This is a genomic window from Pararhizobium sp., from assembly GCF_035497515.1.
In the GTDB taxonomy this organism is placed as follows: domain Bacteria; phylum Pseudomonadota; class Alphaproteobacteria; order Rhizobiales; family Rhizobiaceae; genus Pararhizobium.
This window is the reverse complement of record NZ_DATJDJ010000064.1, coordinates 1-25,407: the sequence shown is the minus strand read 5'-3', so window position 1 is coordinate 25,407 and position 25,407 is coordinate 1. Positions and strand designations below refer to the sequence as shown.

Below are 25,407 nucleotides of genomic sequence, written 5' to 3'. Positions count from 1 at the left end.
ATTTTGACGGAGAATCCGAATGCAGCGCACATGTCTTGCGATCATCCTGGCAGCAGGAGAAAGCACACGGATGAAGTCATCCATGTCGAAGGTTCTGCATCCGGTCGCAGGCCGCCCGATGATCGCCCATGTGGTGGAATCGCTGGTCAAAGCGTCGATCTCTTCTGCCGCGCTGGTTCTCGGCCGCGATGCCGATCTGGTGAAATCGGCGGCTGCGCGCAACGATATCGACCTGTCGGCCTTCATCCAGACCGAACGGCTCGGCACCGGCCATGCCGTTCTGGCGGCGAAGGAAGCGATCGCCAGGGGCTATGACGATATCCTCGTCGTGTTCGGCGACACGCCGCTGATCACTGCGGCGCCCCTGACGGCGGCCCGACAGGGGTTAGCGGACGGGAATGATGTCGTCGTCATCGGATTCAAGACGGCCGACCCGACGGGATACGGCCGCCTGATCGTGGAGAACGACGAACTTCTTGCGATCCGCGAGCAGAAGGATGCCTCCGAAGCGGAGCAGAAGATCACCTATTGCAATGGCGGGCTGATGGCGATCAACGGCGCCAAGGCGCTGGAGTTGCTCAGCAGGATCGGCAATGCCAATGTGAAGGGTGAATATTATCTGACGGATATCGTCGAGATCTTGCGTGCCCAGGGCGGCAAGGCGATCGCCGTCGAAGCGCCGGAAACCGAGCTGACCGGCTGCAACAACCGCGCCGAACTCGCCGCGATCGAGGCCATCTGGCAGAAGCGCCGTCGCCACGAACTGATGGTCTCCGGCGTCTCGATGCTCGCGCCGGAAACGGTCTTCCTGTCCTTCGATACCGAGCTTGGCCAGGATGTGCTGATCGAGCCGAATGTCGTGTTCGGCCCCGGCGTGACGGTCGAAAGCGGTGCGATCATCCACGCATTTTCGCATCTGGAAGGCGCCCATGTCAGCGCCGGCGCGACCGTTGGTCCCTATGCGCGGCTGCGGCCCGGCGCCAATCTCGGTCCGGATTCGAAGGTCGGCAATTTCTGCGAGGTCAAGAAGGCGGAGATCGGCGCCGGCGCCAAGGTCAATCATCTCACCTATATCGGCGATGCTTTCGTCGGTGAAAAGACCAATATTGGCGCGGGAACGATCACCTGCAACTACGATGGCGTCAACAAGCACGTCACCCGCATCGGCGCGAACGCCTTCATCGGCTCCAACTCCTCGCTGGTGGCGCCTGTTTCGGTGGGCAATGGCGCGCTGGTGGCATCCGGCAGCGTCATCACGCGGGACGTGCCTGACGATGCCCTCGCTTTCGGCCGGGCTCGTCAGGAAATCAAGCCGGGGCGGGCAAAGATGCTGCGTGACCGCTACCGGGCGGAAAAAGCGGCGAAGCAGAAGACTTAATCCGTTATGCGCTCAGGTTAAAAGCTGAAACCGAAAGTGAGGTTCCGGCTGATTGCGCATTCTGGGGAATTCGCTACCAAGACGGCATCTGAAAAATGAACTTTGAGCGGCATTCGCCTCACCGCGATGCCCTGTTTCAACAACGAATTGCGGAGAAGAACAGATATGTGCGGCATCGTTGGTATCGTTGGAAATCAGCCCGTCTCGGAGCGTCTTGTCGATGCGCTGAAACGGCTGGAATATCGCGGCTACGATTCCGCCGGTGTCGCGACGATCCACGATGGCGTACTGGAACGCCGCCGCGCCGAGGGCAAGCTGGTCAATCTTGAGGCCAAGCTGCGCGGCGAACCGCTCGCCGGCCGGACAGGCATTGCCCATACGCGCTGGGCAACCCATGGCGCGCCGACTGAAAACAATGCGCATCCGCATTTCACCGATGGCGTCGCCGTCGTCCACAACGGGATCATCGAGAATTTTTCCGAGATCAAGGACGAACTGAGTGCGCAAGGGGCCGTCTTCAAGACGCAGACCGACACGGAAGTCGTGGCCCAGCTTCTCGCCGGGCTGATCCGCGAAGGTCTGAGCCAGCGCGATGCCATGCAGGCCATGCTGCGCCGTGTCACCGGCGCCTATGCGTTGGCCGTCCTCTTCCAGGATGCGCCCGATACGATCATGGCGGCGCGCAGCGGCCCGCCGCTTGCTGTCGGTTTCGGCAAGGGTGAAATGTTCCTGGGCTCCGACGCGATCGCGCTGTCGCCGTTCACCAATGAAATCACCTACCTGATCGACGGCGACTGGGCTGTCCTGACCGCCGATGGTATCGAGATCCTCGATCATGACGGCAAGCCCGTCCACCGTCCGCGCCAGGTTTCGGTGGCCGCCGCCTATATGGTCGACAAGGGCAACCACCGCCATTTCATGGAAAAGGAAATCTACGAGCAGCCGGAAGTCATTTCCCACGCGCTCGGACACTACATCGACTTCATCGGCAACCGGGTCAATCCGACGGCATCGGCCATCGATTTCGCCAGTGTGCCGAGCCTGGCGATCTCTGCCTGCGGCACCGCCTATCTCGCCGGTCTCGTCGGCAAATACTGGTTCGAACGGTATGCGCGGCTGCCGGTCGAAATCGATGTGGCGTCGGAATTCCGCTATCGCGACATTCCGCTGTCATCGGAGTCTGCTGCGCTGTTCATCTCGCAGTCTGGCGAAACAGCCGATACGCTGGCATCGCTGCGCTATTGCAAGGAAAACGGCCTGAAGATCGGCGCCGTCGTCAACGTCAAGGAATCGACGATCGCGCGGGAATCGGATGCGATCTTCCCGATCCTGGCCGGCCCGGAAATCGGTGTCGCCTCGACCAAGGCCTTCACCTGCCAGCTCTCGGTGCTGGCATCGCTCGCCATCGGCGCCGGTCGCGCGCGCGGTACGGTATCGGAGGCCGAGGAAAAGGAACTGGTCGGCCATCTCGTCGAAATGCCGCGCATCATGGGCAAGGTGCTGAACAGCATTCAACCGGCGATCGAAAGCCTGTCGCGCGAACTGTCCAAGTGCAAAGACGTGCTCTATCTCGGCCGCGGCACCAGCTATCCGCTGGCCATGGAAGGCGCGCTGAAGCTCAAGGAAATCTCCTATATCCATGTGAAGGCTATGCTGCCGGCGAATTGAAGCACGGTCCGATCGCGCTGATCGACGAGAACATGCCGGTCATCGTCATCGCGCCTCATGATCGCTTCTTCGAAAAGACCGTTTCCAACATGCAGGAAGTCGCGGCACGCGGCGGACGCATCATCTTCATCACCGACGAGAAGGGGGCTGCCGCGTCCAGGCTGGAAACGATGAGCACCATCGTCCTGCCGAATGTCGACGAAATCATCGCGCCGATGATCTTCTCGCTGCCGATCCAGTTGCTTGCCTATCACACCGCCGTCTTCATGGGCACCGATGTCGATCAGCCGCGCAATCTGGCGAAATCGGTGACCGTGGAGTGATCATCCGTCCGGAGACGGCGGGCGATATCATCCCGATTCGCGCCCTGACCACCATTGCCTTCGCCGGCATGCCCTATAGTGATGGCACGGAAGCGGCGATTATCGACCGGCTTCGTGCCGACGGCGCGCTGGTAATTTCCTTGGTGGCTGAAATCGACGATGTGGTCGTTGGCCATGTTGCCTTTTCACCGGTTGAGGTCGCGGATGGCGCAGACGACTGGTTCGGACTTGGACCGGTTTCCGTCGATCCCGACCGACAGAAGGGTGGAATCGGCATGGCGTTGATCAAGACCGGGCTCGACCGGTTGCGCGAGATCGGTGCGGCGGGCTGCGTACTTCTTGGGGACCCCGGATACTACGAGCGCTTCGGCTTTCGGCATTACGACGCTTTGCGTTTTCCCGGACCGCCGCCCGAGTATTTCCTGGCACTGACCTTGCGTGGCTCCGTGGCATCCGGCATTGTGCAGTACCACAAGGCGTTTTACGGCGCTGCAGCATAAGCGGACGACCGAATGAACGACAGCCCAGAAAAAATATCGTTCGCCGGGCGCGTTCGAAACAACTTCCTCACCGGCCTCATCATCTGCGCGCCGCTCGCCATCACGATCTGGCTGACCTTCACCTTCATCGACTGGGCCGATAGCTGGGTGACGCCCTATGTTCCGCAGCGCTACAACCCGGAATCTTATTTCAACATTGCCATTCCGGGCACCGGCCTCCTGATCGCTGTCGTGTTCATCACGCTGGTGGGTTTCCTCGGCCGGAACCTGATCGGGCGTTCCGTCGTCAGTTTCGGCGAATCCATCCTGCAGCGCATGCCGCTGGTGCGGACGATCTACAAAAGCCTGAAGCAGATTTTCGAAACCGTGCTGCGCGAGCAATCCACATCGTTCAAGAAGTGCGGGTTGATCGAGTTTCCGAGCCCCGGAAGCTGGGCTCTGGTCTTCATCGCCGGCGATGCGCAGGGCGAGATTGCCGCGAAACTCAACAAGGACGGCGAAGAAATGGTTGCCGTCTTCCTGCCGCCGACGCCGGTGCCGACCGCCGGATTCCTGATGTTCGTCCCGCGCAGCAAGATCGTTCCGCTCGACATGACGCCGGAGGAAGGCGCCAAACTCTTGATCTCCGGCGGTCTGATTTCGCCCGATTACAAGCCAAAACAGATCGAGGGGCCGGAGACTGCAATCTCCAACGCAACTGAACAACCGGCCGTCAGCCAGCCCTGAGAAACCGGATCGCCTCATCCCGGCGATGAAGGTAAAGCAACGTTCTCAGCGCCTCGCCACGCGGCGATGTCAGGTCCGGATCGCGGTCGATGACATAGGCCGCATCCTTGCGGGCGATTTCGAGGAGATCGCCATGCGCCTCAAGCGAGGCGATGCGAAAACCGGGCGTGCCGGATTGCCGCGTCCCCAGCAGTTCACCTTCGCCGCGCAGTTTCAGATCCTCCTCGGCGATCAGGAAGCCGTCCTCCGTATCCCGAAGGATCGATAGGCGCGCGCGTCCGTTTTCGCTGAGCGGTCCCTTGTAGAGCAGGATGCAGGTGGATGCCTCGTCGCCACGCCCGACGCGACCGCGCAGCTGGTGCAACTGCGCAAGCCCGAACCGCTCGGCATGCTCGATGACCATGATCGTCGCATCCGGCACGTCGACACCGACTTCGACGACGGTGGTGGCGACCAGAAGGCGGATTTCGCCGTTCTTGAAGGCGAGCATCACGGCGTCTTTTTCCGCCCCGTTCATGCGGCCGTGAACGAGCCCGACATTGAGGCCGAACTCCTTGACCAAGACCTGGAAGCGCTCGTCCACCGACATCAGGTCGGAGGCTTCCGATTCCTCCACCAGCGGGCAGATCCAGTAGGCTTTCTTGCCATCGGCAAGCGCCGTGCGCAGCCGTGCGACGATTTCACCGGTGCGCTCTGTCGAAATTGCCACGGTCTGGATCGGCTTGCGGCCAGCCGGCTTCTCGGTGAGCTTCGACACGTCCATGTCGCCGAAGGCCGCGAGCACCAGCGTGCGCGGGATCGGCGTTGCCGTCATCACCAGCATGTGCGGAGAAATGCCCTTCGCGGTCAGCCGCAGGCGCTGATGAACGCCGAACCGATGCTGTTCGTCGACCACTGCCAGGAGGAGATTGTTGTAGACGACCGTATCCTGGAACAGCGCATGCGTGCCGATGACGATCCGGGTTTCACCGGATGCGATCCGTTCGAGGATCGCGTCCCGTTCGCGGCCCTTCGTACGCCCGGTCAAAACATCGATGGTGATGCCGGCGGGAGCCGCCATCTTCGACAGCGTGGCGAAATGCTGCCGGGCAAGGATTTCCGTCGGCGCCATCAGCACCGCCTGGCCGCCGGCCTCGACGGCCGCAAGCATCGACATCAACGCCACCGCCGTCTTGCCCGAACCGACGTCACCCTGCAGCAACCGCAGCATGCGCTCGGTCCCCGCCATATCCTTTAGGACATCGGCGATCGCCATCGTCTGGCTGCCGGTCAGCGAAAAGGGCAGGGCGGCGAGGACCGGTCCGCTCAGTTTGCCCGTCGCATGGACCGGCGTGCCGGCGACCTTGCGCAGGCGCTGGCGAACCAGCGAGAGCGATAGCTGGCCCGCCAGGAATTCGTCATAGGCAAGCCGTCGCCGCGCCGGCGCCTGCGGATCGATATCGGTCTCGTCGCGCGGATCGTGCAACGCAAGAAAGCAGTCATGGACGGATGCAAACCCCTGTTTCAGCATCAGGGCTTCATCGATCCATTCAGGGAACTCCGGCACACGCGTCAGAGCCGCCTCGACAGCCTTGCGCAGGATGCGCGCCGACAGGCCCGCCGTCAGCGGATAGACCGGTTCAACCAGCGGCAGGTTTTCACCTTCCGCGGCGCGCACCATGTAGTCCGGATGGACCATCGACGGGCGGCCGTTGAACCAGTCGACCTTGCCGCTGACGGTTACGGTTTCATCGACCGGAAGCGCCTTTTCCAGCCAGTTGCCCTTGACCCTGAAAAACGTCAGCGCCAGCTCCCCGGTGTCGTCATGCAGGAAGACGCGGTAGGGCTGGTTGGTGCGCGGCGGTGGTGGCTGGTGCCGGTCCACCCGGCCGGTGATCGTGACGATGACACCCTGCGGCGCACGCGCGATCACCGGCTGGTGGCGGCGGTCGACAATGGAATGCGGCGCATGGAAGATGAGATCGATCACCCGGCAATCGTCGATGCTTTCGCGGCCGAGCAGCCGCGCATAAAGGTCGCCCGCCTTCGGGCCGATACCGGGAAGCGAGTTGAGCGGAGCGAAAAGCGGATCGAGAAGGGCGGGGCGCATGCGCGCAGACTGAAACGAGGATTAGGTCTTTGGCAAGGCTGACAATACGCTTTCCAGCGTTTATAGAGCCATGGCAACGCGCCGCCTTCACCGATGCGGCGACAGGAAGGACTGCTGATGACGGGCATCACACGCACGAGCGCCGATCTCGACCCGCGCCGCCGACGAATTCTGTTTCGTGCCTGGCACCGTGGCGTCCGCGAGATGGACCTGGTGTTCGGCCAGTTCGCCGACAACGAGCTTGCAGACCTGCCAGAGACCGATCTTGATGAACTCGAGACCATCATGGGCGAGGAAGACACCGACCTGTTGACATGGATTTTGGGGTCGCAGCCCGCGCCCGAGCGCTATCGCACACCGCTGTTCGACCGTATCGTCTCCTATCGCCCGGATTTTGATGTTTCGTTCCTCGACAAGGACAAGAGTGCCCGATGATATCAGGCTTTGATCCCAAGGCGGTCGCCCGCGCCACCCGCGAGATGACGATCGGTCCCGTGCCGGCCGGTGTCGAGCCGCTGATTCTCGCCGAACTCGCACGCGCCAACGGCCCGGTCGCCTATATCCTGTCCGACGGCCAGCGCATTGCAGATATCGAGCAGATGCTGGGTTTCGTCGCGCCGGATATTCCGGTCCTGACGCTGCCGGGCTGGGATTGCCTTCCCTATGACCGAGTTTCCCCAAGTGCTGACACTTCAGCGCGGCGTCTCTCGACCCTGAGCGGCCTGATCGCGCATGCGAAAAAGCCGCATCCGGCGATCGTGCTGGTCACTGTCAATGCAGCGCTCCAGAAGATCGCGCCGCAGGAGGTCATCGAAAGCCTGGCATTTTCGGCCCGTCCGGGCGCGGTCATCCGCATGGACGACGTCGCGGCGCGCCTCGGCCGCAACGGCTTCGAGCGCGTGGCAACCGTCCGCGAGGTCGGCGAATATGCGGTGCGCGGCGGTATCCTCGATGTCTTCGTTCCCGGCAGCGAAGAGCCGGTTCGCCTCGATTTCTTCGGTGATACGCTCGAAAGCATCCGCTCGTTCGATCCGGCAAGCCAGCGCACCACCGGTCAGGCGCGCTCGCTCGATCTCAACCCGATGAGCGAAGTGTCGCTGACGCCGGAAACGATCAGCCATTTCCGCACGCAATATCTCTCGATGTTCGGCGCGGCGACCCGGGACGACGCGCTCTATCAGGCGGTGTCCGAAGGACGGCGTTATGCCGGCATGGAACACTGGCTGCCGCTGTTCTATGACCGGCTCGACACGATCTTCGATTATCTCGCCGGCTTCCATATCGTCACCGACCATGTCGCTCGCGAGGCCGCTGCCGAGCGTGCCAAGTTGGTCGACGACTATTACGAGGCCCGCCAATCCTCCGCCTCGCCGGGAAAATCGCAGATATCGCAGGGCACACCCTACAAGCCGGTCCCGCCGGACAGACTCTATTTGAACGCGGAAGGCTTCAGTGCGGCCCTAGCTGCGCGCCATGCGGTGCGCCTGTCGCCGTTCAGCGAGCATGAGGGCGAAGCGCGTCAGGTCATCCCGATCGACGCGCGACTCGGCGTGCGCTGGGCGAAGAATACGACCGATGCGACCAGCGATGCCGAGCGGGTCAACGTCTTCGATCTTGCCGTCAAATACATCGCCGACCGCCGTTCAAAGGGCGCCAAGGTGTTGATCTCAGCCTGGTCGGAAGGGTCTCTCGATCGCCTGCTGCAGGTGCTCACCGAACACGGGCTCGGCAATATCAAGCCGGTAAAAACCCTTGCCGAGGTCCAGAACCTGAAAGCCGGAGAGGCGGCCTCCGGTGTTCTCAGCCTCGAAAGCGGCTTCGAGATGGGCAATCTCGTCGTCATCGGCGAACAGGACATTCTCGGCGACCGCATGGTGCGCCGCGCCAAGCGCCGCAAGCGTGGGGCCGACTTCATCGCCGAGGTTGCCGGCCTCGACGAGGGCAGCATCGTCGTCCATGCCGAGCATGGCATCGGCCGGTTCATCGGCCTGCGCACGATCGAGGCGGCCGGCGCGCCGCACGCCTGCCTCGAACTGGTCTATGCCGACGAAGCGAAGCTCTTCCTGCCGGTGGAGAATATCGAGCTTCTGTCGCGCTACGGCTCCGAGGGCAGCGACGCGGTTCTCGACAAGCTCGGTGGTGTCGCCTGGCAGGCGCGCAAGGCAAAGCTCAAGAAACGCCTGCTCGACATGGCCGGCGGCCTGATCCGGATCGCGGCCGAGCGCCTGACCCGGCATGCCCCGGTACTGACCACGCCCGAAGGCCTCTATGACGAATTCGCGGCCCGTTTCCCCTATGACGAGACCGAGGACCAGCTGACCTCGATCGAATCCGTGCGGGACGATCTCGGTGCCGGCCGGCCGATGGATCGGCTCGTCTGCGGCGACGTCGGCTTCGGCAAGACGGAAGTGGCTTTGCGCGCGGCCTTTATCGCTGCGATGAACGGCGTCCAGGTGGCCGTCGTGGTGCCGACGACGCTGCTCGCCCGCCAGCATTTCAAGTCCTTCACCGAGCGTTTTCGGGGCCTGCCGATCCGCATCGCCCAGGCATCGCGCCTTGTCGGCTCCAAGGAGCTGGCACTGACCAAGAAGGAAGTAGCCGAAGGCAAGACCGACATCGTCGTCGGGACGCATGCGCTTCTCGGCGCATCGATCAACTTCGCCAATCTAGGCCTGCTGATCATTGATGAGGAGCAGCATTTCGGCGTCAAGCACAAGGAGCGGCTGAAGGAGCTGAAATCCGACGTGCACGTGCTGACGCTGTCGGCGACACCGATCCCGCGTACATTGCAGCTGGCACTGACCGGCGTGCGCGAACTGTCGTTGATCACGACGGCGCCGGTTGATCGCATGGCGGTGCGTACCTTCATTTCGCCCTTCGATGCGCTGGTCATCCGCGAAACGCTGATGCGCGAGCATTATCGCGGCGGCCAGAGTTTTTACGTCTGCCCGCGCCTTGCCGACCTTTCGGAAATTCATGATTTCCTCAAGTCCGACGTGCCGGAGCTGAAAGTCGCCGTCGCGCACGGCCAGATGCCGGCGACAGAGCTCGAAGACATCATGAATGCTTTCTACGAGGGTCGTTACGACGTGCTGCTCTCGACGACGATCGTCGAATCCGGCCTCGACGTACCGACCGCCAACACGCTGATCGTTCACCGCGCCGACATGTTCGGCCTGGCACAGCTCTACCAGTTGCGCGGACGCGTCGGCCGCTCGAAGGTCCGCGCCTTCGCGCTGTTCACGCTGCCGGTCAACCGGACTCTGACGGGCATGGCCGAGCGCCGCCTGAAGGTGCTGCAATCGCTTGATACACTGGGTGCCGGTTTCCAGCTCGCCAGCCACGATCTCGATATCCGCGGCGCCGGCAACCTGCTCGGCGACGAACAGTCCGGCCATATCAAGGAGGTCGGTTTCGAACTCTACCAGCAGATGCTCGAAGAGGCGGTGGCCGAACTGAAGGGCGACGAGGAAATCACTGACAGCGGCTGGTCGCCGCAGATTTCCGTCGGCACGCCGGTGATGATCCCCGACGACTATGTTCCGGATTTGCACCTGCGGCTCGGCCTTTACCGCCGGCTCGGGGAAATCACCGAGCTTGGCGATATCGACGCCTTCGGCGCCGAGCTGATCGATCGGTTCGGCCCGCTGCCGCTCGAAGTCCAGCACCTGCTGAAGATCGTCTATATCAAGTCGCTCTGCCGCACCGCCAATGTCGAAAAGCTCGATGCCGGCCCGAAGGGCGTTGTGGTGCAGTTCCGCAACCGCGAATTTCCCAATCCGGGCGCACTTGTCGGCTTTATCGCCAAGCAAGGCATCATGGCGAAGATCCGGCCGGATCACAGCATCTTCTTCCAGCGGGATTTTCCGACGCCGGAAAAACGCCTGGCTGGCTCCGCCGTGGTCATGACCCAGCTTGCTGGCCTGGCGAAGCAGACATGAAAAGGCCGCGCGGGTGAGGCGCGGCCTTTTCATGTAAAATCACGGGCCGTCAATTGATCTGCGCCGAATCCTTCATCTTGGCGATGTCGCGCAGTGCGTCGGTCAGGGCCTCGACGGATTGCGCGCCCATGACGGCATATTTGCTGTCGATGATGAAGCAGGGAACGCCGGTGACGCCCATGCCGCGTGCCATCTCGATTTCCTCCGAAACAGCATCCTTGTCGGCATCCGAGGCAAGCAGGGCAGCGATGACGGCGCGGTCGAGCCCCGCCTTATGGGCAATGTCCAGCAGGACAGCGTGATCGCCGACATTGCGGCCTTCCTCGAAGTTCGCCTTGAACAAAAGCGTGGCGACGGTGCTCTGCGCGTCCGGACCTTCGGTCAGCGCCCAACGGACCAGGCGATGGGCGTCTAGCGTGTTCGGGCTGACCTTGACCGCTGCGAAATCGAAGGTGATGCCATCCTCTCTGCCAAGGCCGGTCAGCATCTCATGCGCGCGATCGACGGCAGCCTCACCGCCGAGCTTGGCGGCGAGATGCGCCTTGTGATCGACGCCTTCCGGCGGCAGGTCGGGATTGAGCTGATACGGGCGCCAGTTCACCGTCACATGGATATCGCCGGCGACATTGGCGATCGCCTGGTCGAGCCGAACCTTGCCGAGATAGCACCAGGGGCAGACGACGTCCGAAACGACGTCGATATTGACATGGTCCATGCGCTTGCTCCTTGCGCTGAGGGGTGGTTGCCCAGCGACATAAGCGCAGCCGATTCCGGTTTCAATGCGTTACCGAAAGTATACCGGCCCCAAATCGGCATTACTGCGCAGATTCATCCCACCATGCCGGCAACTGGTAGCCGTAAAGCGGTACGGTGTCCGGGCGGCCGATATGCTTGTGACGGGCAACCCATTGCGCAGAGATGTGGTAGAGAGGAACGAGATAGAAATTCGACACCAGCATGCGGTCGTGAGCGCGAACCGCAGCTGTGAAATCCTCGACTGTTCTTGCCTGCAGAATGTTGTTGACCAGTGTGTCAACATCTTTATCAGCCACGCCGGCGAAGCTGTCCCTATCCGGACGATCACGGGCCGCGGACGTCCAACGGCCAACCTGTTCGATGCCGGGTGAGAGGGACGAAGGAAAGGATTTGACGATTACGTCATAGTCGCGGGATTGGGTGCGCAGCTGATATTGCGAATCGTCGACCGTCCGCACGGATACGGTAATGCCAAGCGCGGCGAGGAAGCGTTGGTAGGCGAGCGCTAGTTTTTCCTGCCCTTCGTTCTGAGTCATGATTTCGAACGACAACGCTGTGCCTTTGGCGTCGAGCATCTTGCCATCCTTGATGGAATAGCCGGCCTCACGCAGCAGTGTCACCGCCTCGCGCAGAACATTGCGGTCGCGACCTGTCGCATCCGTTACCGGTAGGCGATAGCTGCCGTCGAGCACCTTGGGATTGATGCGGTTGCGGATATCTCCCAGCAGGCTCAGTTCGCGATCGTCGGCGGGCATGTCGAGATAGGAGAGGTTGGAGTTCTGCCAGAAACTCTGGGTGCGGGTATAGGCATTGTCGAACAGGTTCTTGTTCACCCATTCGAAATCGAAGGCCATGGCGAGCCCCTGCCGCAATTTCGCATCGGCAAAGATCGGCTTGCGGGTATTAAAGACGAAACCGAGCATGCCTGATGGCGTTTTCGGGGTGAATTGATCTTTGATCACCGCCCCGGACTGAACGGCCGGGAAGTTATAGCTGCGCGCCCATTTGGTGGGGCTGCCTTCCGGGTAGATATCGACCTCACCTTTCTTGAAGGCCTCGAACAGCGAATTGTCCTGGAGGAAATATTCGACCGAGATCTGATCGTAATTGTCGAACCCGACTTTCGTCGGCAGGTCTTTCGCCCAATAGTCGGGGTTTCGCTTGTAGACGATACGTTCGCTTGGCTTGACATCGGCAACCTGGTAAGGGCCGGAACCGAGCGGGAGTTTCAGCGATGTCTGGTCGAATGTTGATACATCCGTCGCGTGTTTCGGCAGGATCGGCGTCATCGCGATCAGCAATGGAAACTCGCGGTCGGCCTTGTCGTTGAAGGTGAAGCGTACGCTGCGGTCGCCAACTTTCTCAAGCTTCGCTACCATCTCCAATCGCGTGCTGAAAGGGGCGCGAGCCTTGTCGCGGAAGAGTTCGAAGGTGAAGATCACATCTTCCGGCGTCACCGGTTGTCCATCGGCCCATTTGGCCTTCGGGTTCAGGTTGAACTGGATGAACGTGCGATCTTCGTCCCATTCGACAGTTTCGGCGAGCAGCGGATAGAGCGAAAATGCCTCATCGCGCGAACGCTGCATCAGCGAATCATAGACGAGATTGCCGTATTCCGGGTCGAGCATGCCGCGCGCCGTGGTGCGCATGCTTTTCAGGATGAACGGGTTGAGGCTGTCGAACGTACCCACCACGCCATAGGCGACCTTGCCGCCCTTCTTCACATTCGGATTGACGTAAGGGAAGTTCTTGAAATCGGCGGGCAGGGCGGGTTGGCCGTGCATGGCGATGCCGTGAACCGGCTCGGCCTGTGCGACAGCTCCCGCGCTGAGCGTGCCGAGCAGCGAAATCAGACCTAAAAACAATGAGCGCAAGCTCGCCTCCCGCTTCCCTGACCATATGAATCACGGCAAATTATCACGTTGACCGGCATTTCCAACCAAGAGATACTTTAAAAAGCCGATACTGGCTCAAGAGTTGATCGCAAAAAAAATACGGAAAGACTGGATATCCGTGGCCGCGCACTGTAACAGGTGTTCCCGGAGACGAGGGTCATGCAATTGCCTTATTTGCCCAACAGGAGAGCGGGCAGCTGACCATTGATGACGAGCGGCCTAAGACAGCTCAGACACCGGAATTCAGGAGACGGATATCGTTATGATCTTCAAGTCGAACTTCACCAAGAAGGCTGCCCTCGCGGCGTTTGCCGGCGCTTTCGCCGCCACCGCGATGCCCGTTGCTTCCTTCGCGCAGGATGCGGCCGGCCGCCCGCCGCAGGGCTGGTTCAAGGTCTGCACCAAGCAGGAAGACAACGATGTCTGCATCGTGCAGAACCTCTTGACCGCCAGCAACGGCCAGTTGATCACGGCCGTCGGCCTGATCAGCGTTCAGGGCAAGGTCAACCGCAGGGTTCTGCAGGTGTCGGTTCCGTCCGCCCGCCTCGTCCCTCCGGGCATCCAGATGCAGATCGACGGCGGCAAGGGCGCCAAGCTCGATTACGCTATCTGCATGCCGGACAAGTGCGTTGCCGAAGTTCCGCTTTCCGACGCGGTTCTGGCAAGCCTGAAGAAGGGTGGCGAGGTCGTCTTCACCTCCGTCAATTTCCAGCGCGCGCCGAACCCGATCAAGATTTCGCTCAACGGCTTTACCGGCGTATTTGACGGCGAACCGATCGAACAGTCGAAGCTGCAGGAGCGCCAGCGTCTTCTGCAGGAAGAAATGCAGAAGAAGGCGGACGACGCTCGCAAGAAGCTGGAAGACGCTCAGAAGGCTGCCAAGGCGAACTGATCGTCTGACGACTGAAACACAAAGGCCCGGATTTCACTCCGGGCCTTTTCCGTTTTGGAGGAGCCGCTACAGCGCCGCGCGTCAAACGCGTGTCAAATATGACGCGCAAAGGTCGCTGTAACACTTTAAATCTGCTGCATGACTTTCTCCTTAAATCGATTCCGATTTAAGGAATTATGCAGCAGCGGCTCAGTGCTGGACAACGGCCTTCGGCCTGTACTGGCCGACCGTCTCCGGATCGAAGAATGCTGTCACCTGCGAGTGACGCATCGGCATTCCGCTATCGTCGGAGATCAGGTTCTGCTCGGACACATAGGCCACATATTCGGTTTCATCACTTTCCGCGAGCAGGTGATAGAACGGCTGGTCCTTGGTCGGGCGGACCTCGGCGGGAATGGCATTCCACCATTCGTCCGTGTTGGCATATTCCGGATCGACGTCGAAGATCACGCCGCGGAACGGAAACACGCGATGGCGAACAACCTGTCCAATCTGAAATTTTGCGTCTCTCTGTTTCATCATGTTAGGTTCCTTTCACCATGATATGTGGTGGTTTTTTACGAGACATCAAGGTCTTGCGTAAGCGCATGCACATGGTGCAAATGCCTGCGACGGCGTTCGGATGCTGTTGCTTGCCTCGCTTGAGAATTCGTCGTACCTCCTGTGCAGAGGATTTTTCCATGGCGGGCCATGAATGAACAACCAATGGGGCCGGAACAATCAGGTAACGCGCGGCAGCGGTGGTTCGTCGTCCGCCTTGCTTCTGGCGGCGGTGTTGTGCCTGGGCGTGGCAGGCGGCGGCACCTATTTTTGGTTCGTCCGCCAGTCGATGCAGGCTGAAATCACGAAACTGAAGACGCAGGCGAGCTCGCTGAACGAAGAGGTAACGAAAATCACGGCCGAGCGCGATACGTTGAACAAGAGCCTGGTCGAGCTCAAGAAGAATTCCGGCAACTGGGCGGAAGAGCTGGAAAAGGATTATGCCGACCTGAAGCTCAACGAAGTGCCGAAACTCAACCGCCTGCTCGACAAACGCGATGGCGATATCGCGGCGCTTGAAAAGCTGCTGTCGACGGAGAAAACGGCGTCGAAATCCGCAGCCGACGATTTTACGGCGACGATCGGCAGGTTGAACGACCAGCTTGCCGCCGCAAAGTCCGATGCTGGCGATGCCTGGAAACAAGCCGAGAATCTCGGCAATGCCAAGCGCGCTCTGGACAAGCAGGTTACCAGTCTGAAGACGTCGCTCGAAAAGGCGGCTGCGGATGCCGTGGCCGCCCGCAAGGCTCTTGAGCAAAAAACCGCCGAGGCGGAGAACAAGGCGCCGACCTTCAAGTCAGCCCTCGACCTGGCGCGCGACGTGCAGATCAAGACGCTACAGGGGAATCTGGCCGAGGAGCGGAGCCGTGTAGAGCAGCTTGAAAAACAGCTTGCCGACCAGACCGCAAAAAACGCGGCGACGCCAAAGACCGACACGCCCCAGGTGACGGACACCCCTGTGAAGAGCGAAGTGGATGGCAAGGTCGAGGAACCCGCAACGGATGGTGGGCTTGTTCCGCGCGACCCGGCACTGGTGGAGAGCGTGCTGAATTCGACCCGTGGAATCAGCGTTCTGGATGACGACAAGGCCCGCATCCTCAAGGACAAGCTGTCGTCGGGTGCTTGCGTCACGGATGCGCTGGAAAGCGTGTTCGACAGGGTGCCGCTGATCGTGATGCGCAACCTGATGCGTGATTTCAAAAGTGATTGCTGACATCCGGATGCCAGGCGCATCGCGGTTTTCTGGAGGAGAGATGATGTTTCGAAAGGCTTTCGCCATCGCCACGACACTGGCGGCACTCTCGTTCCATCCGGTTGCCGCTGCCGAGTTCGAAAAGAACATCATGACCGGCGGGCCGCAGGGCACCTATATCCAGATCGGGCGGGATGTCGCCGCACTCAGCAGGAACTGCGGTCAGACGCTCAATGTGGTGGAATCGGCGGGATCGCTTGAAAATTTCGTCGGTGTGCGCAACCGCCGCAGCACCCAGTTCGGCATCGTCCAGAGCGATGTGCTGGAATATCTGAAGACCTTCGAGGCCAATGATCCGGAGGTGCAACAGGCAGTGCGCGGCGTGCGCATCATGTATCCGCTCTACAACGAGGAAATCCACGTTCTCGCCAAGTCGGACATAACCGGCATGAAGGATCTTGCCGGCAGGAAGGTGGCCGTTGGCGTCAAGGATAGCGGCACCTATCTGACATCCTCGCTGATCCTGGACATTCTGCAGGTCAAGACCGGCGAACGCGTGCCGCTCAACCCGGATGCGGCGCTGCCCAAGCTGCTGTCCGGCGAGATCGACGCCTTCTTCTATGTGGCGGGCGCACCGGCGGCGCTGTTCAAGAACAATCCGATCGATGGCGCCAGGTTCCATCTCGTGCCGATCACCGAGGCGCCGCTGCTGGCAACCTACACCGCTTCGCGCATTGATGCCGGCACCTATGCCTTCCAGAAGGACCCGGTCGATCTGATCGCCGTCAAGGCGGTGATGATGACCTATGACTATGACGTCAAGCGCAATGCCTACCAGCGCGAAAGCTGCAAGGCCGTGTCCGACTTTTCGAGCCTGATCCTCAACAATCTCGACACCTTGCAGGCGACGGGTCACCCGAAATGGAAGGATGTCGACCTGACCGCGCTGCCGCCGGGATGGCAGGTTGGCGTTTGCGTCAAGGCCGGCATGGCGCTCGGTTACAAACCGACATGCAAGGCGCCCGAAGCCGTGAGCCAGCCCGACGGCAACGAGGAATATCTCAACCTGTTGAAGCAGCGGCTGAAGAAACAATAATCGAGGTATTGCTCTCACAAAAAGGCCGGCTTCGGAGGAAGCCGGCCTTTTCGCTGTGGTTGATGGCGAGACCTGAAATCCCGCCCTGGCTGATCAGGCCGAATAGTACATGTCGAATTCGACCGGATGCGGGGTCATTTCGTAGCGCATGACTTCGACCATCTTCAGTTCGATATAGGCATCGATCTGGTCGTCGTCGAAGACGCCGCCGGCGGTCAGGAACTTGCGGTCGCGATCGAGGTTTTCGAGCGCTTCGCGCAGCGAGGCGGAGACGGTCGGGATCTTCTTCAGTTCCTTCGGCGGCAGGTCGTAAAGATCCTTGTCCATGGCCTTGCCGGGATGGATCTTGTTCTTGATGCCGTCGAGGCCGGCCATCAGCATTGACGCAAAGCCGAGATACGGATTGCCGAGCGGATCGGGAAAGCGGATTTCGACGCGCTTGGACTTCGGACCCGTGCCGAACGGAATGCGGCAGGAGGCTGAACGGTTGCGCGCGGAGTAGGCGAGCAGAACCGGCGCTTCATAGCCCGGGACGAGACGCTTGTAGGAGTTCGTCGTCGGATTGGTGAAGGCGTTGATCGCCTTGGCATGCTTGATGATGCCGCCGATGAAGTACAGGCAGCTTTCCGACAGGCCGGCATATTCGTCGCCGGCGAATTGCGGCTTGCTATCCTTCCAGATCGACAGGTGGACGTGCATGCCCGAACCGTTGTCGCCGAAGATCGGTTTCGGCATGAAGGTTGCCGTCTTGCCATAGGCATTGGCAACCTGATGCACGACATACTTGTAGATCTGCACCTTGTCGGCGCTGCGCACCAGCGTATCGAACTTGACGCCGAGTTCGTGCTGGGCGGCCGCCACTTCATGGTGCTGCTTTTCGACGGTGACGCCCATTTCGGTCAGGACCGTCAGCATTTCGGACCGCATGTCCTGGCAGCTGTCGACCGGCGGAACCGGGAAATAGCCGCCCTTGACGCGCGGACGATGGCCAAGGTTGCCGGTCTCGTAATCGGTGTCGTCGTTCGACGGCAGTTCCGACGAATCCAGCTTGAAGCCCGTATTGTACGGGTCAGCCTTGTACTTGACGTCGTCGAAGACGAAGAATTCCGGCTCCGGGCCCGCATAGACCGTGTCGCCGATACCGGACGCCTTGAGATAGGCTTCGGCTTTCTTGGCCGTGCCGCGCGGGTCGCGGTTATAGGCTTCGCCGGAAACCGGATCAAGGATGTCGCAGACGATGACCATCGTGGACTGCGCGAAGAACGGATCCATGTGGACTGTTGCCGTGTCGGGCATCAGCACCATGTCGGATTCGTTGATCGCCTTCCAACCGCCGATCGAGGAGCCGTCGAACATGACGCCGTCCGCGAACATGTCTTCGTCGACAACACCAACGTCCATCGTCACATGATGCAGCTTGCCCTTCGGATCGGTGAAGCGCAGATCGACGAACTTGACGTCGTTTTCCTTGATCTGCTTGAGGATATCGTTTGCAGTCGTCATTTTTTGAAAGTTCCTCTTTAAGATGACGAGGTAGAACCCGAGCCGACGGCCGGGCGAATTAGATGGCGTCGATACCGGTCTCGCCGGTACGGATGCGAATGACCTCTTCGATATTGGACACGAAAATCTTTCCGTCCCCGATACGTCCGGTCTGGGCGGCATTGCGGATAGCCTCGATCACGGCTTCCGCATTTTCGTCCGCCAGCACGACCTCGACTTTCACCTTCGGGAGAAAATCGACAACGTATTCCGCCCCACGGTAGAGTTCCGTGTGGCCCTTCTGGCGTCCGAAGCCCTTCGCTTCGGTGACGGTGATCCCCTGCAGGCCAACTTCCTGAAGGGCTTCCTTCACTTCGTCAAGCTTGAAAGGCTTAATGATCGCTTCGATCTTTTTCATGAGAAAATGTCTCTCCGCTTCTCCCGTTATGGCAGGCTTATGCCCGCTCGCCCTCAATATGCATTTTGCATGCCAGATATGGAAAATGCGATGCCGTTTTGGATGAAAACTCATCCACCGGCAGTGATCATAGCCGTTTATTCGGAATAAACAGCGCCTTCTGCCTATTTTTTATGAAATTTTACGCGTTGGTGGCAGTTGTCCGCATCTTGTTGTGCGTAAGACTTTATTAAGCGTGAAAATTGAGCGTCAAATATGTGCAAATGCATAAAAAATGCACAACATTGGCTTTCATTTTGGGCTTGTCGCCCTCTGAACGGCAAGGCATTTTGAGCCATGCGCTTCGACCGACATCATTCCATCGTCACGCCCCGGGAAATGGCCGCAGTCGACCGCGATGCGGCGCGGTCGGGCATCGACAGTTTTGCATTGATGACGGCGGCCGGGACGGCCGTGTCAGCAACGGCTTTGCGGCTCTATCCGCAAGCTCTTCGGTTCGTTGTTCTCTGCGGGCCGGGCAACAATGGCGGCGACGGCTACGTCGCGGCGACGGCCCTTCGCGGCAGTGGTGCCGGTGTTGTCGTCCATACGCTTGGCAATTCCTCGAGCCTGAAGGGCGATGCGGCGCACGCCTTTTCGCTCTGGCCTGGCGGCGTCTTGCCGATTGGCGATTACGCGCCGCAAGCCGGGGACATCATCCTTGACGCCCTGTTCGGCGCCGGTCTGACGCGTGCCGTTCCCGAAAATGTCGCAACACTCATGCGGACAGTTTCGGGCCTGCACCTTCCGGTCATCGCCGTTGACCTGCCATCCGGCGTCGACGGGAGAACGGGGCAGGTCTTGGGCGAGAGTTTTCGCGCCAGCCACACGGTCACCTTCATGGCCCGCAAGCCGGGACATCTGCTGATTCCGGGGCGGATGCTTTGCGGCGGCCTCGATGTCATCGACATCGGCATTCCCGAGCGCCTCCTGCGCAGCCATTGGGGCGGTCTTGGCGAAAACGGCCCGCATCTTTGGAGCGACCATGCAGCGGTGCTCGATCCTTCCGCGCACAAGTTCAAGCGCGGCCATCTCGCCGTTTTCTCCGGCGGCCCCTTGTCGACAGGCGCCGCCCGGCTTTCGGCGGCGGCAGGACTGAAGGCGGGCGCCGGTCTGGTGACGCTGGCCTCCGGTGCCGCGGCGCTTGCCGCCAATGCCTCGCATCTGACGGCAGTCATGCTCAGGCACATAGAGGGTGCGGCTGACCTGAAGGCCTGGGTGGACGACAGGCGGGTCAGCGCTTTCGTGCTCGGTCCCGGTTTCGGCGATCTGGAAAAGATCCGCCACTATGTGGCGCTGTTGCACGAGCGGGCGCTGGTTCTCGATGCGGATGGCATCACGGCCTTCAAGGACGACCCGTCGCAGTTGTTTTCGGCCTTTTCCTCAGGCTCCACCCGCTTTGTCATGACGCCGCACGAGGGTGAATTCGCGCGGTTGTTTCCGGATATCGAAGCGGACGAGACGCTGTCCAAGGTGGATCGGGCGCTGGCCGCCGCGAAGCGCAGCCATGCCATTATCGTCTACAAGGGCGCCGATACGGTCATCGCGTCTCCCGATGGCCGCGCTGTTATCAACACCAATGCGCCGTCTTGGCTGGCGACGGCCGGATCCGGCGATACGCTCGGCGGCATCATCGGCGCCCATCTGGCGCAGGGCATGCCGGCCTTCGAGGCCGCTACTGCCGGTGTCTGGCGCCATGGCCGGGCAGGGATGAAGGCGGGCGAGGGGTTGACGGCGGAAGATCTTGCCGCCGCGATCGAACCGCTGTCCACCTGATCAATCAACCCGCTTCTGCAGCGCCCGCGCGCCGTTCGGCGCATTGACCTTGCCCTCGGTGATGAAGAAAGCAAAGACGTCGCGTGGTTTCTTTTCCGGCTTTTGATCGGGATCGGCGTGGTCAAGATCAACGATATCTCCTCCCGAAGCCCATGTTTTCAGTCGATCGGACCACAGATCCAGACGCTTTTCATCGTAGCAGGTCTCGACATCGTCGCTGCCGGTCTGCAGGCGGGCATAGACGAAGTCGCCGGTGACATCGGCGATCATCGGATATTCGAAATGATCGGCGCAGACGACCGTAACCTTGTGCTTTGCCAGCAAGGCTACGAATTCCGGCGTGCGAAAGGAATCGTGGCGAACCTCGACCACATGCCGCAACGTCAGGCCATCCTGCTTTTCCGGCAAGAGTGCCAGGAAAGCACCAAAATCATCGGCGTCGAATTTCTTGGTCGGCATGAACTGCCAGAGGATCGGCCCGAGATGGTCGCCGAGTTCGCTCAAGCCCTGGCCGAGAAATTTCTCGATCGAATCCCCGGCGTCCGCCAGCACCTTCTTGTTGGTGGCAAACCGGCTTGCCTTGAGCGAGAAGAGGAAGCCATCCGGCACTTCAGAAGCCCATTTTGCGAAGGTTTCCGGCTTCTGCGAGCCGTAATAGGTGCCGTTGACCTCGATGACCTTCAACTGGCTGCTGGCGTATTCAAGCTGCCGCTTCTTCGACAGTTTCTCCGGATAAAATGTCCCCTCCCAGGGATCGAACGTCCAGCCGCCAATGCCGCAGCGGATCGTGCCTGAATTGCTCATTTTCCGTCTCCCCATCCCGAAACTTATTCTGCCGCGACAGCCTTGCGGATCGGTCGCCGTTCCAGCAGTTCCTTCAGGAACGCGCCGGTATGGGACCGCTTCTCCTTGACGATATCCTCCGGCGTTCCCGCCGCGATCACTTCGCCACCGCCGTCGCCGCCTTCCGGGCCGAAATCGATCACCCAGTCGGCGGTCTTGATGACCTCGAGATTGTGCTCGATGACGACGACGGAATTGCCCTGGTCGACCAGTTCGTGCAGCACTTCCAGAAGCTTGGCGACATCGTGGAAATGCAGGCCGGTGGTCGGCTCGTCGAGAATATATAGCGTGCGGCCGGTCGAGCGCTTCGACAGTTCCTTGGCAAGCTTGACACGCTGCGCCTCGCCACCCGAAAGCGTGTTCGCCTGCTGTCCGACTTTGATATAGCCGAGGCCGACGCCCTGCAGCGCTTGCAGTTTGTCGCGCACGGCCGGAACCGCGGCGAAGAACTCGACGCCTTCCTCGACCGTCATGTCGAGCACGTCGGCGATCGATTTGCCCTTGAAATGAACATCAAGCGTTTCGCGGTTGTAGCGCTTGCCGTGGCAGACGTCGCAGGACATACACGTCGGGCAGGAAGTGCATCTCGATCTTGATGACGCCGTCGCCCTGGCAGGCCTCGCAGCGGCCGCCCTTGACGTTGAAGGAGAAGCGGCCCGGCTGATAGCCGCGCGTCTTGGCCTCCGGCAGGCCGGCGAACCAGTCGCGGATCGGCGTGAAGGCACCGGTATAGGTCGCAGGATTGGAACGCGGCGTCCGGCCGATCGGTGACTGGTCGATGTCGATGACCTTGTCAATATGTTCGAAACCGTCGATCCGGTCGTGTTCAGCCGGGATTTCTCGGGCGCCCATGATGCGGCGTGCGGCCGATTTGTAGAGCGTCTCGATCAGGAAAGTCGATTTGCCGCCGCCCGAGACGCCGGTCACGGCCGTGAAGATGCCGAGTGGAATGGACGCCGTCACATTCTTCAGATTGTTGGCGCGCGCACCGACGACGGTGATTTCCTTTTTCTTCTTCGGCTTGCGGCGCTCGGCCGGGATGGCGACCGCCATCTCGCCGGAAAGATATTTGCCGGTCAGCGAATTCGGATTATCGATGACCTGTTGCGGCGTGCCCTCCGCCACCACCTGGCCGCCATGGATGCCGGCGGCCGGGCCGATATCGACGACATAGTCCGAGGTGAGGATGGCATCCTCGTCATGCTCGACGACGATGACCGTGTTGCCGATATCGCGCAGATGGCGCAGCGTATCGAGCAGCCTTGCATTGTCGCGCTGGTGCAGGCCGATCGACGGTTCGTCGAGGACATAGAGAACCCCGGTCAACCCCGAGCCGATCTGCGAGGCAAGCCGGATGCGCTGGCTTTCGCCGCCCGATAGCGTGCCGGAATTGCGCGACAGGCTGAGATATTCGAGACCGACATCGTTGAGGAACCGCAGCCGCTCGCGAATTTCCTTGAGGATGCGCACCGCGATCTCGTTCTGCTTGGCATTCATATGCTGCGGCAGGACGTCGAACCAGTCGCGCGCGACGCGGATCGACATCTGCGTGACTTCGCCGATATGCAGCTTGTCGATCTTGACGGCCAGCGCCTCCGGCTTCAGGCGAAAACCGTTGCAGGCCGGGCAGGGGGCCGCCGACATATAGCGTTCGATTTCCTCGCGCGCCCAGGCACTGTCGGTTTCTTTCCAGCGGCGCTCCAGGTTGGGGACGATGCCCTCGAAGGTCTTGGTCGTATTATAGGAGCGGGCGCCGTCCTCGTAGTGGAAGCTGATCTTTTCTTCCGTGCCCTGCAGGATCGCGTGCCTGGCCGCGTCCGAAAGGTCGGTCCACTTGCTCGACAGCTTGAAGCCGAAGGCCTTGCCCAATGCTTCGAGCGTCTGATTGTAATAGGGCGACGAGGATTTCGCCCAGGGCGCGATGGCGCCGTTCTTCAGGGTCCGTTCAGGCTCCGGAACGATCAGCGCTTCGTCGATCTTCTGCTGGCTGCCGAGACCGTCGCAGGTCGGACAGGCGCCGAAAGGATTGTTGAACGAGAACAGCCGCGGCTCGATTTCGGAAATGGTGAAACCGGAGACGGGACAGGCGAATTTCTCCGAAAAGAGGACGCGCTCATGCGTTTCGTTCAACGACTTGTTGGCAGAGCCGCCCGCCGAGGTCTCCTCGAGCGGAAGCGGCTTGTCGGCGAATTCGGCGATGGCGAGGCCATCGGCAAGCGTCAGGCAGGTCTCCAGGCTGTCGGCAAGCCGCGTCGTCAGGTCGGAGCGCACAACGATGCGGTCGACCACGACATCGATATCATGCTTGTATTTCTTGTCGAGCGCCGGTGCGTCGGCGATCTCGTAGAACTGGCCGTCGATCTTGACTCGTTGAAAGCCCTTTTTCATCAGTTCGGCGAGTTCCTTCTTGTACTCGCCCTTGCGACCGCGCACGATCGGCGCGAGGATATAAAGGCGGGTGCCTTCGCCGAACTCGATGACCCGGTCGACTATCTGGCTGACGGTCTGGCTTTCGATCGGCAGGCCGGTCGCCGGCGAATAGGGAATGCCGACGCGCGCAAACAGCAGGCGCATATAGTCGTAGATTTCGGTAACGGTGCCGACCGTGGAGCGCGGATTGCGCGACGTGGTCTTCTGCTCGATCGAGATCGCCGGCGACAGGCCGTCGATCTGGTCGACATCCGGCTTCTGCATCATCTCGAGAAACTGGCGCGCATAGGCCGACAGGCTTTCGACATAGCGTCTTTGGCCTTCCGCATAGATGGTATCAAAAGCAAGCGACGATTTCCCGGAGCCGGAAAGGCCGGTCATGACGATCAGCTTGTTGCGAGGCAGATCAAGGTCGATGCCTTTCAGATTGTGTTCGCGCGCACCGCGAATGGAAATGGTTTCGAGTTTGCTCATCGTGCCCAGCTTTTGATCTGCAGTGGAAAGCTCCTATTTAAGGACGCCGAAGCCCATGTCGAGGCATCTGGCGAAAAACAGGTCGCTTTCCGAGTCGGTTGACAGGATAATAGGGATTTATTAGAACAAATAAAGAACGAATATTGCAATTGAACTGTGGATTGTTCGCCAAGGCGGGGCGTAACGGTGGGCTCAAGCCGTTAGGATGTCCGCTCAGAATTTCATGGGCCGGGCACTTTCGTCCGGACGGTAACGGGAAGAAGCGAGATGGCTGGTAGCGTCAACAAGGTGATTTTGATCGGGAACCTCGGGGCTGACCCGGAAATCCGCCGCACGCAGGACGGCCGTCCGATCGCCAACCTCAACATTGCGACCTCGGAAACCTGGCGCGACCGCAATTCCGGCGAGCGCAAGGAAAAGACTGAATGGCACCGCGTGGTGATCTTCAACGAAGGTCTCTGCAAGGTCGCCGAGCAGTATCTGAAGAAGGGCGCGACGGTCTATGTCGAAGGCCAGTTGCAGACCCGCAAATGGCAGGACAAGGACGGCCAGGATCGCTACTCGACCGAAGTCGTGCTGCAGGGTTTCAACTCGACGCTGACCATGCTCGGCGGTCGTGGCGATGGACAGGGCGCTGGCGGCGGTCGCGGCGGTGCGGATTACGGCGGCGGCAATACGGGTGGCGACTATGGCGGCGATTACGATCGCCCGTCCCCGGCGCCATCAGGCCGTTCCAGCGGCGGCGGTGGCGGCGGAAACTTTTCGCGCGACATGGACGACGATATTCCGTTCTAAAAAAGAGCGCAAATTTTTTTGTAAACTAACGCTCACTAAACGATTGAATACAAAGCGTATTCTAGTTGAAGAATCAGCTTCGCCCGTCTGCTTTGCGAAAAGTTTAGGGCGGAGCACCAAATTTTCTCAACGAACGCTGGCAATCCTTATCGCA

The 25,407-nt window shown here is 60.5% G+C and carries 17 protein-coding genes and 2 pseudogenes; 11 read left to right on the top strand and 8 right to left on the bottom strand.

The genetic code is table 11. The annotated features are described in order from the left end of the window. Nucleotides 1–19 precede the first annotated feature (19 nt). The 4 genes and pseudogenes from glmU (at nucleotide 20) to VL202_RS07350 (ending at nucleotide 4,595) form a co-directional block, all read left to right on the top strand. A complete protein-coding gene (gene glmU / locus VL202_RS07365; protein WP_325463476.1) occupies nucleotides 20–1,378 on the top strand; it encodes a bifunctional UDP-N-acetylglucosamine diphosphorylase/glucosamine-1-phosphate N-acetyltransferase GlmU in 1,359 nt (452 codons plus the stop codon). A 165-nt stretch (nucleotides 1,379–1,543) separates the two neighbouring features. After that, a pseudogene (gene glmS, locus VL202_RS07360) lies at nucleotides 1,544–3,369 on the top strand (glutamine--fructose-6-phosphate transaminase (isomerizing)). After that, entirely contained in the window at nucleotides 3,366–3,869 is a 504-nt protein-coding gene (locus tag VL202_RS07355; RefSeq protein ID WP_325463475.1) for an N-acetyltransferase, read from the top strand. The pseudogene glmS and the gene VL202_RS07355 overlap by 4 nt, the downstream one beginning before the upstream one ends. A 12-nt stretch (nucleotides 3,870–3,881) precedes the next feature. Next, nucleotides 3,882–4,595, top strand: coding sequence for a DUF502 domain-containing protein (locus tag VL202_RS07350; protein ID WP_325463474.1), 714 nt, complete (start codon nucleotides 3,882–3,884; stop codon nucleotides 4,593–4,595). Here VL202_RS07350 and recG read toward each other — a convergent pair. Continuing rightward, nucleotides 4,582–6,684, bottom strand: coding sequence for an ATP-dependent DNA helicase RecG (gene recG / locus VL202_RS07345; protein ID WP_325463473.1), 2,103 nt, complete (start codon nucleotides 6,682–6,684; stop codon nucleotides 4,582–4,584). The genes VL202_RS07350 and recG overlap by 14 nt on opposite strands. Nucleotides 6,685–6,801: 117 nt before the next feature. On the opposite strand from recG, the gene VL202_RS07340 reads away from it, so the two are divergent. Both VL202_RS07340 and mfd read left to right on the top strand, forming a co-directional pair. Next, entirely contained in the window at nucleotides 6,802–7,119 is a 318-nt protein-coding gene (locus tag VL202_RS07340) for a succinate dehydrogenase assembly factor 2 (protein ID WP_325463472.1), read from the top strand. Further along, nucleotides 7,116–10,625, top strand: coding sequence for a transcription-repair coupling factor (gene mfd / locus VL202_RS07335; protein WP_325463471.1), 3,510 nt, complete (start codon nucleotides 7,116–7,118; stop codon nucleotides 10,623–10,625). Before VL202_RS07340 ends, mfd begins: the two co-directional genes overlap by 4 nt. Before the next feature lie 49 nt (nucleotides 10,626–10,674). On the opposite strand, the gene VL202_RS07330 is transcribed toward mfd, so the two are convergent. Then, the gene (locus tag VL202_RS07330; protein ID WP_325463470.1) at nucleotides 10,675–11,340 is read right to left on the bottom strand and encodes a DsbA family oxidoreductase; all 666 of its coding nucleotides are present in this window, start codon (nucleotides 11,338–11,340) and stop codon (nucleotides 10,675–10,677) included. A 100-nt stretch (nucleotides 11,341–11,440) separates the two neighbouring features. Next, nucleotides 11,441–13,246: an extracellular solute-binding protein gene (locus VL202_RS07325; RefSeq protein ID WP_325463478.1), complete on the bottom strand. Its 1,806-nt coding sequence runs from the start codon at nucleotides 13,244–13,246 to the stop codon at nucleotides 11,441–11,443. Nucleotides 13,247–13,538: 292 nt separating this feature from the next. Between VL202_RS07325 and VL202_RS07320 the strand changes: the two genes are divergently transcribed. Then, nucleotides 13,539–14,168 (top strand): invasion associated locus B family protein, encoded by a 630-nt coding sequence (locus tag VL202_RS07320; RefSeq protein ID WP_325463469.1) that lies wholly within the window; start codon nucleotides 13,539–13,541, stop codon nucleotides 14,166–14,168. A gap of 189 nt (nucleotides 14,169–14,357) precedes the next feature. On the opposite strand, the gene hspQ is transcribed toward VL202_RS07320, so the two are convergent. Beyond that, nucleotides 14,358–14,687 (bottom strand): heat shock protein HspQ, encoded by a 330-nt coding sequence (gene hspQ, locus VL202_RS07315; RefSeq protein WP_325463477.1) that lies wholly within the window; start codon nucleotides 14,685–14,687, stop codon nucleotides 14,358–14,360. A 175-nt stretch (nucleotides 14,688–14,862) separates the two neighbouring features. On the opposite strand from hspQ, the gene VL202_RS07310 reads away from it, so the two are divergent. Together VL202_RS07310 and VL202_RS07305 are read left to right on the top strand one after the other, a co-directional pair. Further along, nucleotides 14,863–15,921, top strand: coding sequence for a hypothetical protein (locus VL202_RS07310; protein ID WP_325463468.1), 1,059 nt, complete (start codon nucleotides 14,863–14,865; stop codon nucleotides 15,919–15,921). A 40-nt stretch (nucleotides 15,922–15,961) separates the two neighbouring features. Beyond that, nucleotides 15,962–16,996 (top strand): TAXI family TRAP transporter solute-binding subunit, encoded by a 1,035-nt coding sequence (locus tag VL202_RS07305; RefSeq protein WP_325463467.1) that lies wholly within the window; start codon nucleotides 15,962–15,964, stop codon nucleotides 16,994–16,996. 93 nt (nucleotides 16,997–17,089) lie between these two features. On the opposite strand, the gene glnA is transcribed toward VL202_RS07305, so the two are convergent. Continuing rightward, a complete protein-coding gene (glnA, locus tag VL202_RS07300) occupies nucleotides 17,090–18,499 on the bottom strand; it encodes a type I glutamate--ammonia ligase (protein ID WP_325463466.1) in 1,410 nt (469 codons plus the stop codon). A gap of 58 nt (nucleotides 18,500–18,557) precedes the next feature. Next, the gene (locus tag VL202_RS07295) at nucleotides 18,558–18,896 is read right to left on the bottom strand and encodes a P-II family nitrogen regulator (protein WP_018324798.1); all 339 of its coding nucleotides are present in this window, start codon (nucleotides 18,894–18,896) and stop codon (nucleotides 18,558–18,560) included. 336 nt (nucleotides 18,897–19,232) lie between these two features. Here VL202_RS07295 and VL202_RS07290 point away from each other — a divergent pair, with 336 nt between their 5' ends. Further along, entirely contained in the window at nucleotides 19,233–20,711 is a 1,479-nt protein-coding gene (locus tag VL202_RS07290; RefSeq protein WP_325463465.1) for an NAD(P)H-hydrate dehydratase, read from the top strand. Here VL202_RS07290 and VL202_RS07285 read toward each other — a convergent pair whose 3' ends face one another. Continuing rightward, the gene (locus tag VL202_RS07285) at nucleotides 20,712–21,515 is read right to left on the bottom strand and encodes a DUF72 domain-containing protein (RefSeq protein ID WP_325463464.1); all 804 of its coding nucleotides are present in this window, start codon (nucleotides 21,513–21,515) and stop codon (nucleotides 20,712–20,714) included. It abuts the gene before it with no gap. Nucleotides 21,516–21,538: 23 nt separating this feature from the next. Next, nucleotides 21,539–24,458 (bottom strand): annotated as a pseudogene (gene uvrA / locus VL202_RS07280) (excinuclease ABC subunit UvrA). A gap of 267 nt (nucleotides 24,459–24,725) precedes the next feature. On the opposite strand from uvrA, the gene VL202_RS07275 reads away from it, so the two are divergent. Next, nucleotides 24,726–25,253, top strand: a complete 528-nt coding sequence (locus VL202_RS07275) for a single-stranded DNA-binding protein (protein ID WP_325463463.1) — start codon at nucleotides 24,726–24,728, stop codon at nucleotides 25,251–25,253. Nucleotides 25,254–25,407 lie beyond the last annotated feature (154 nt).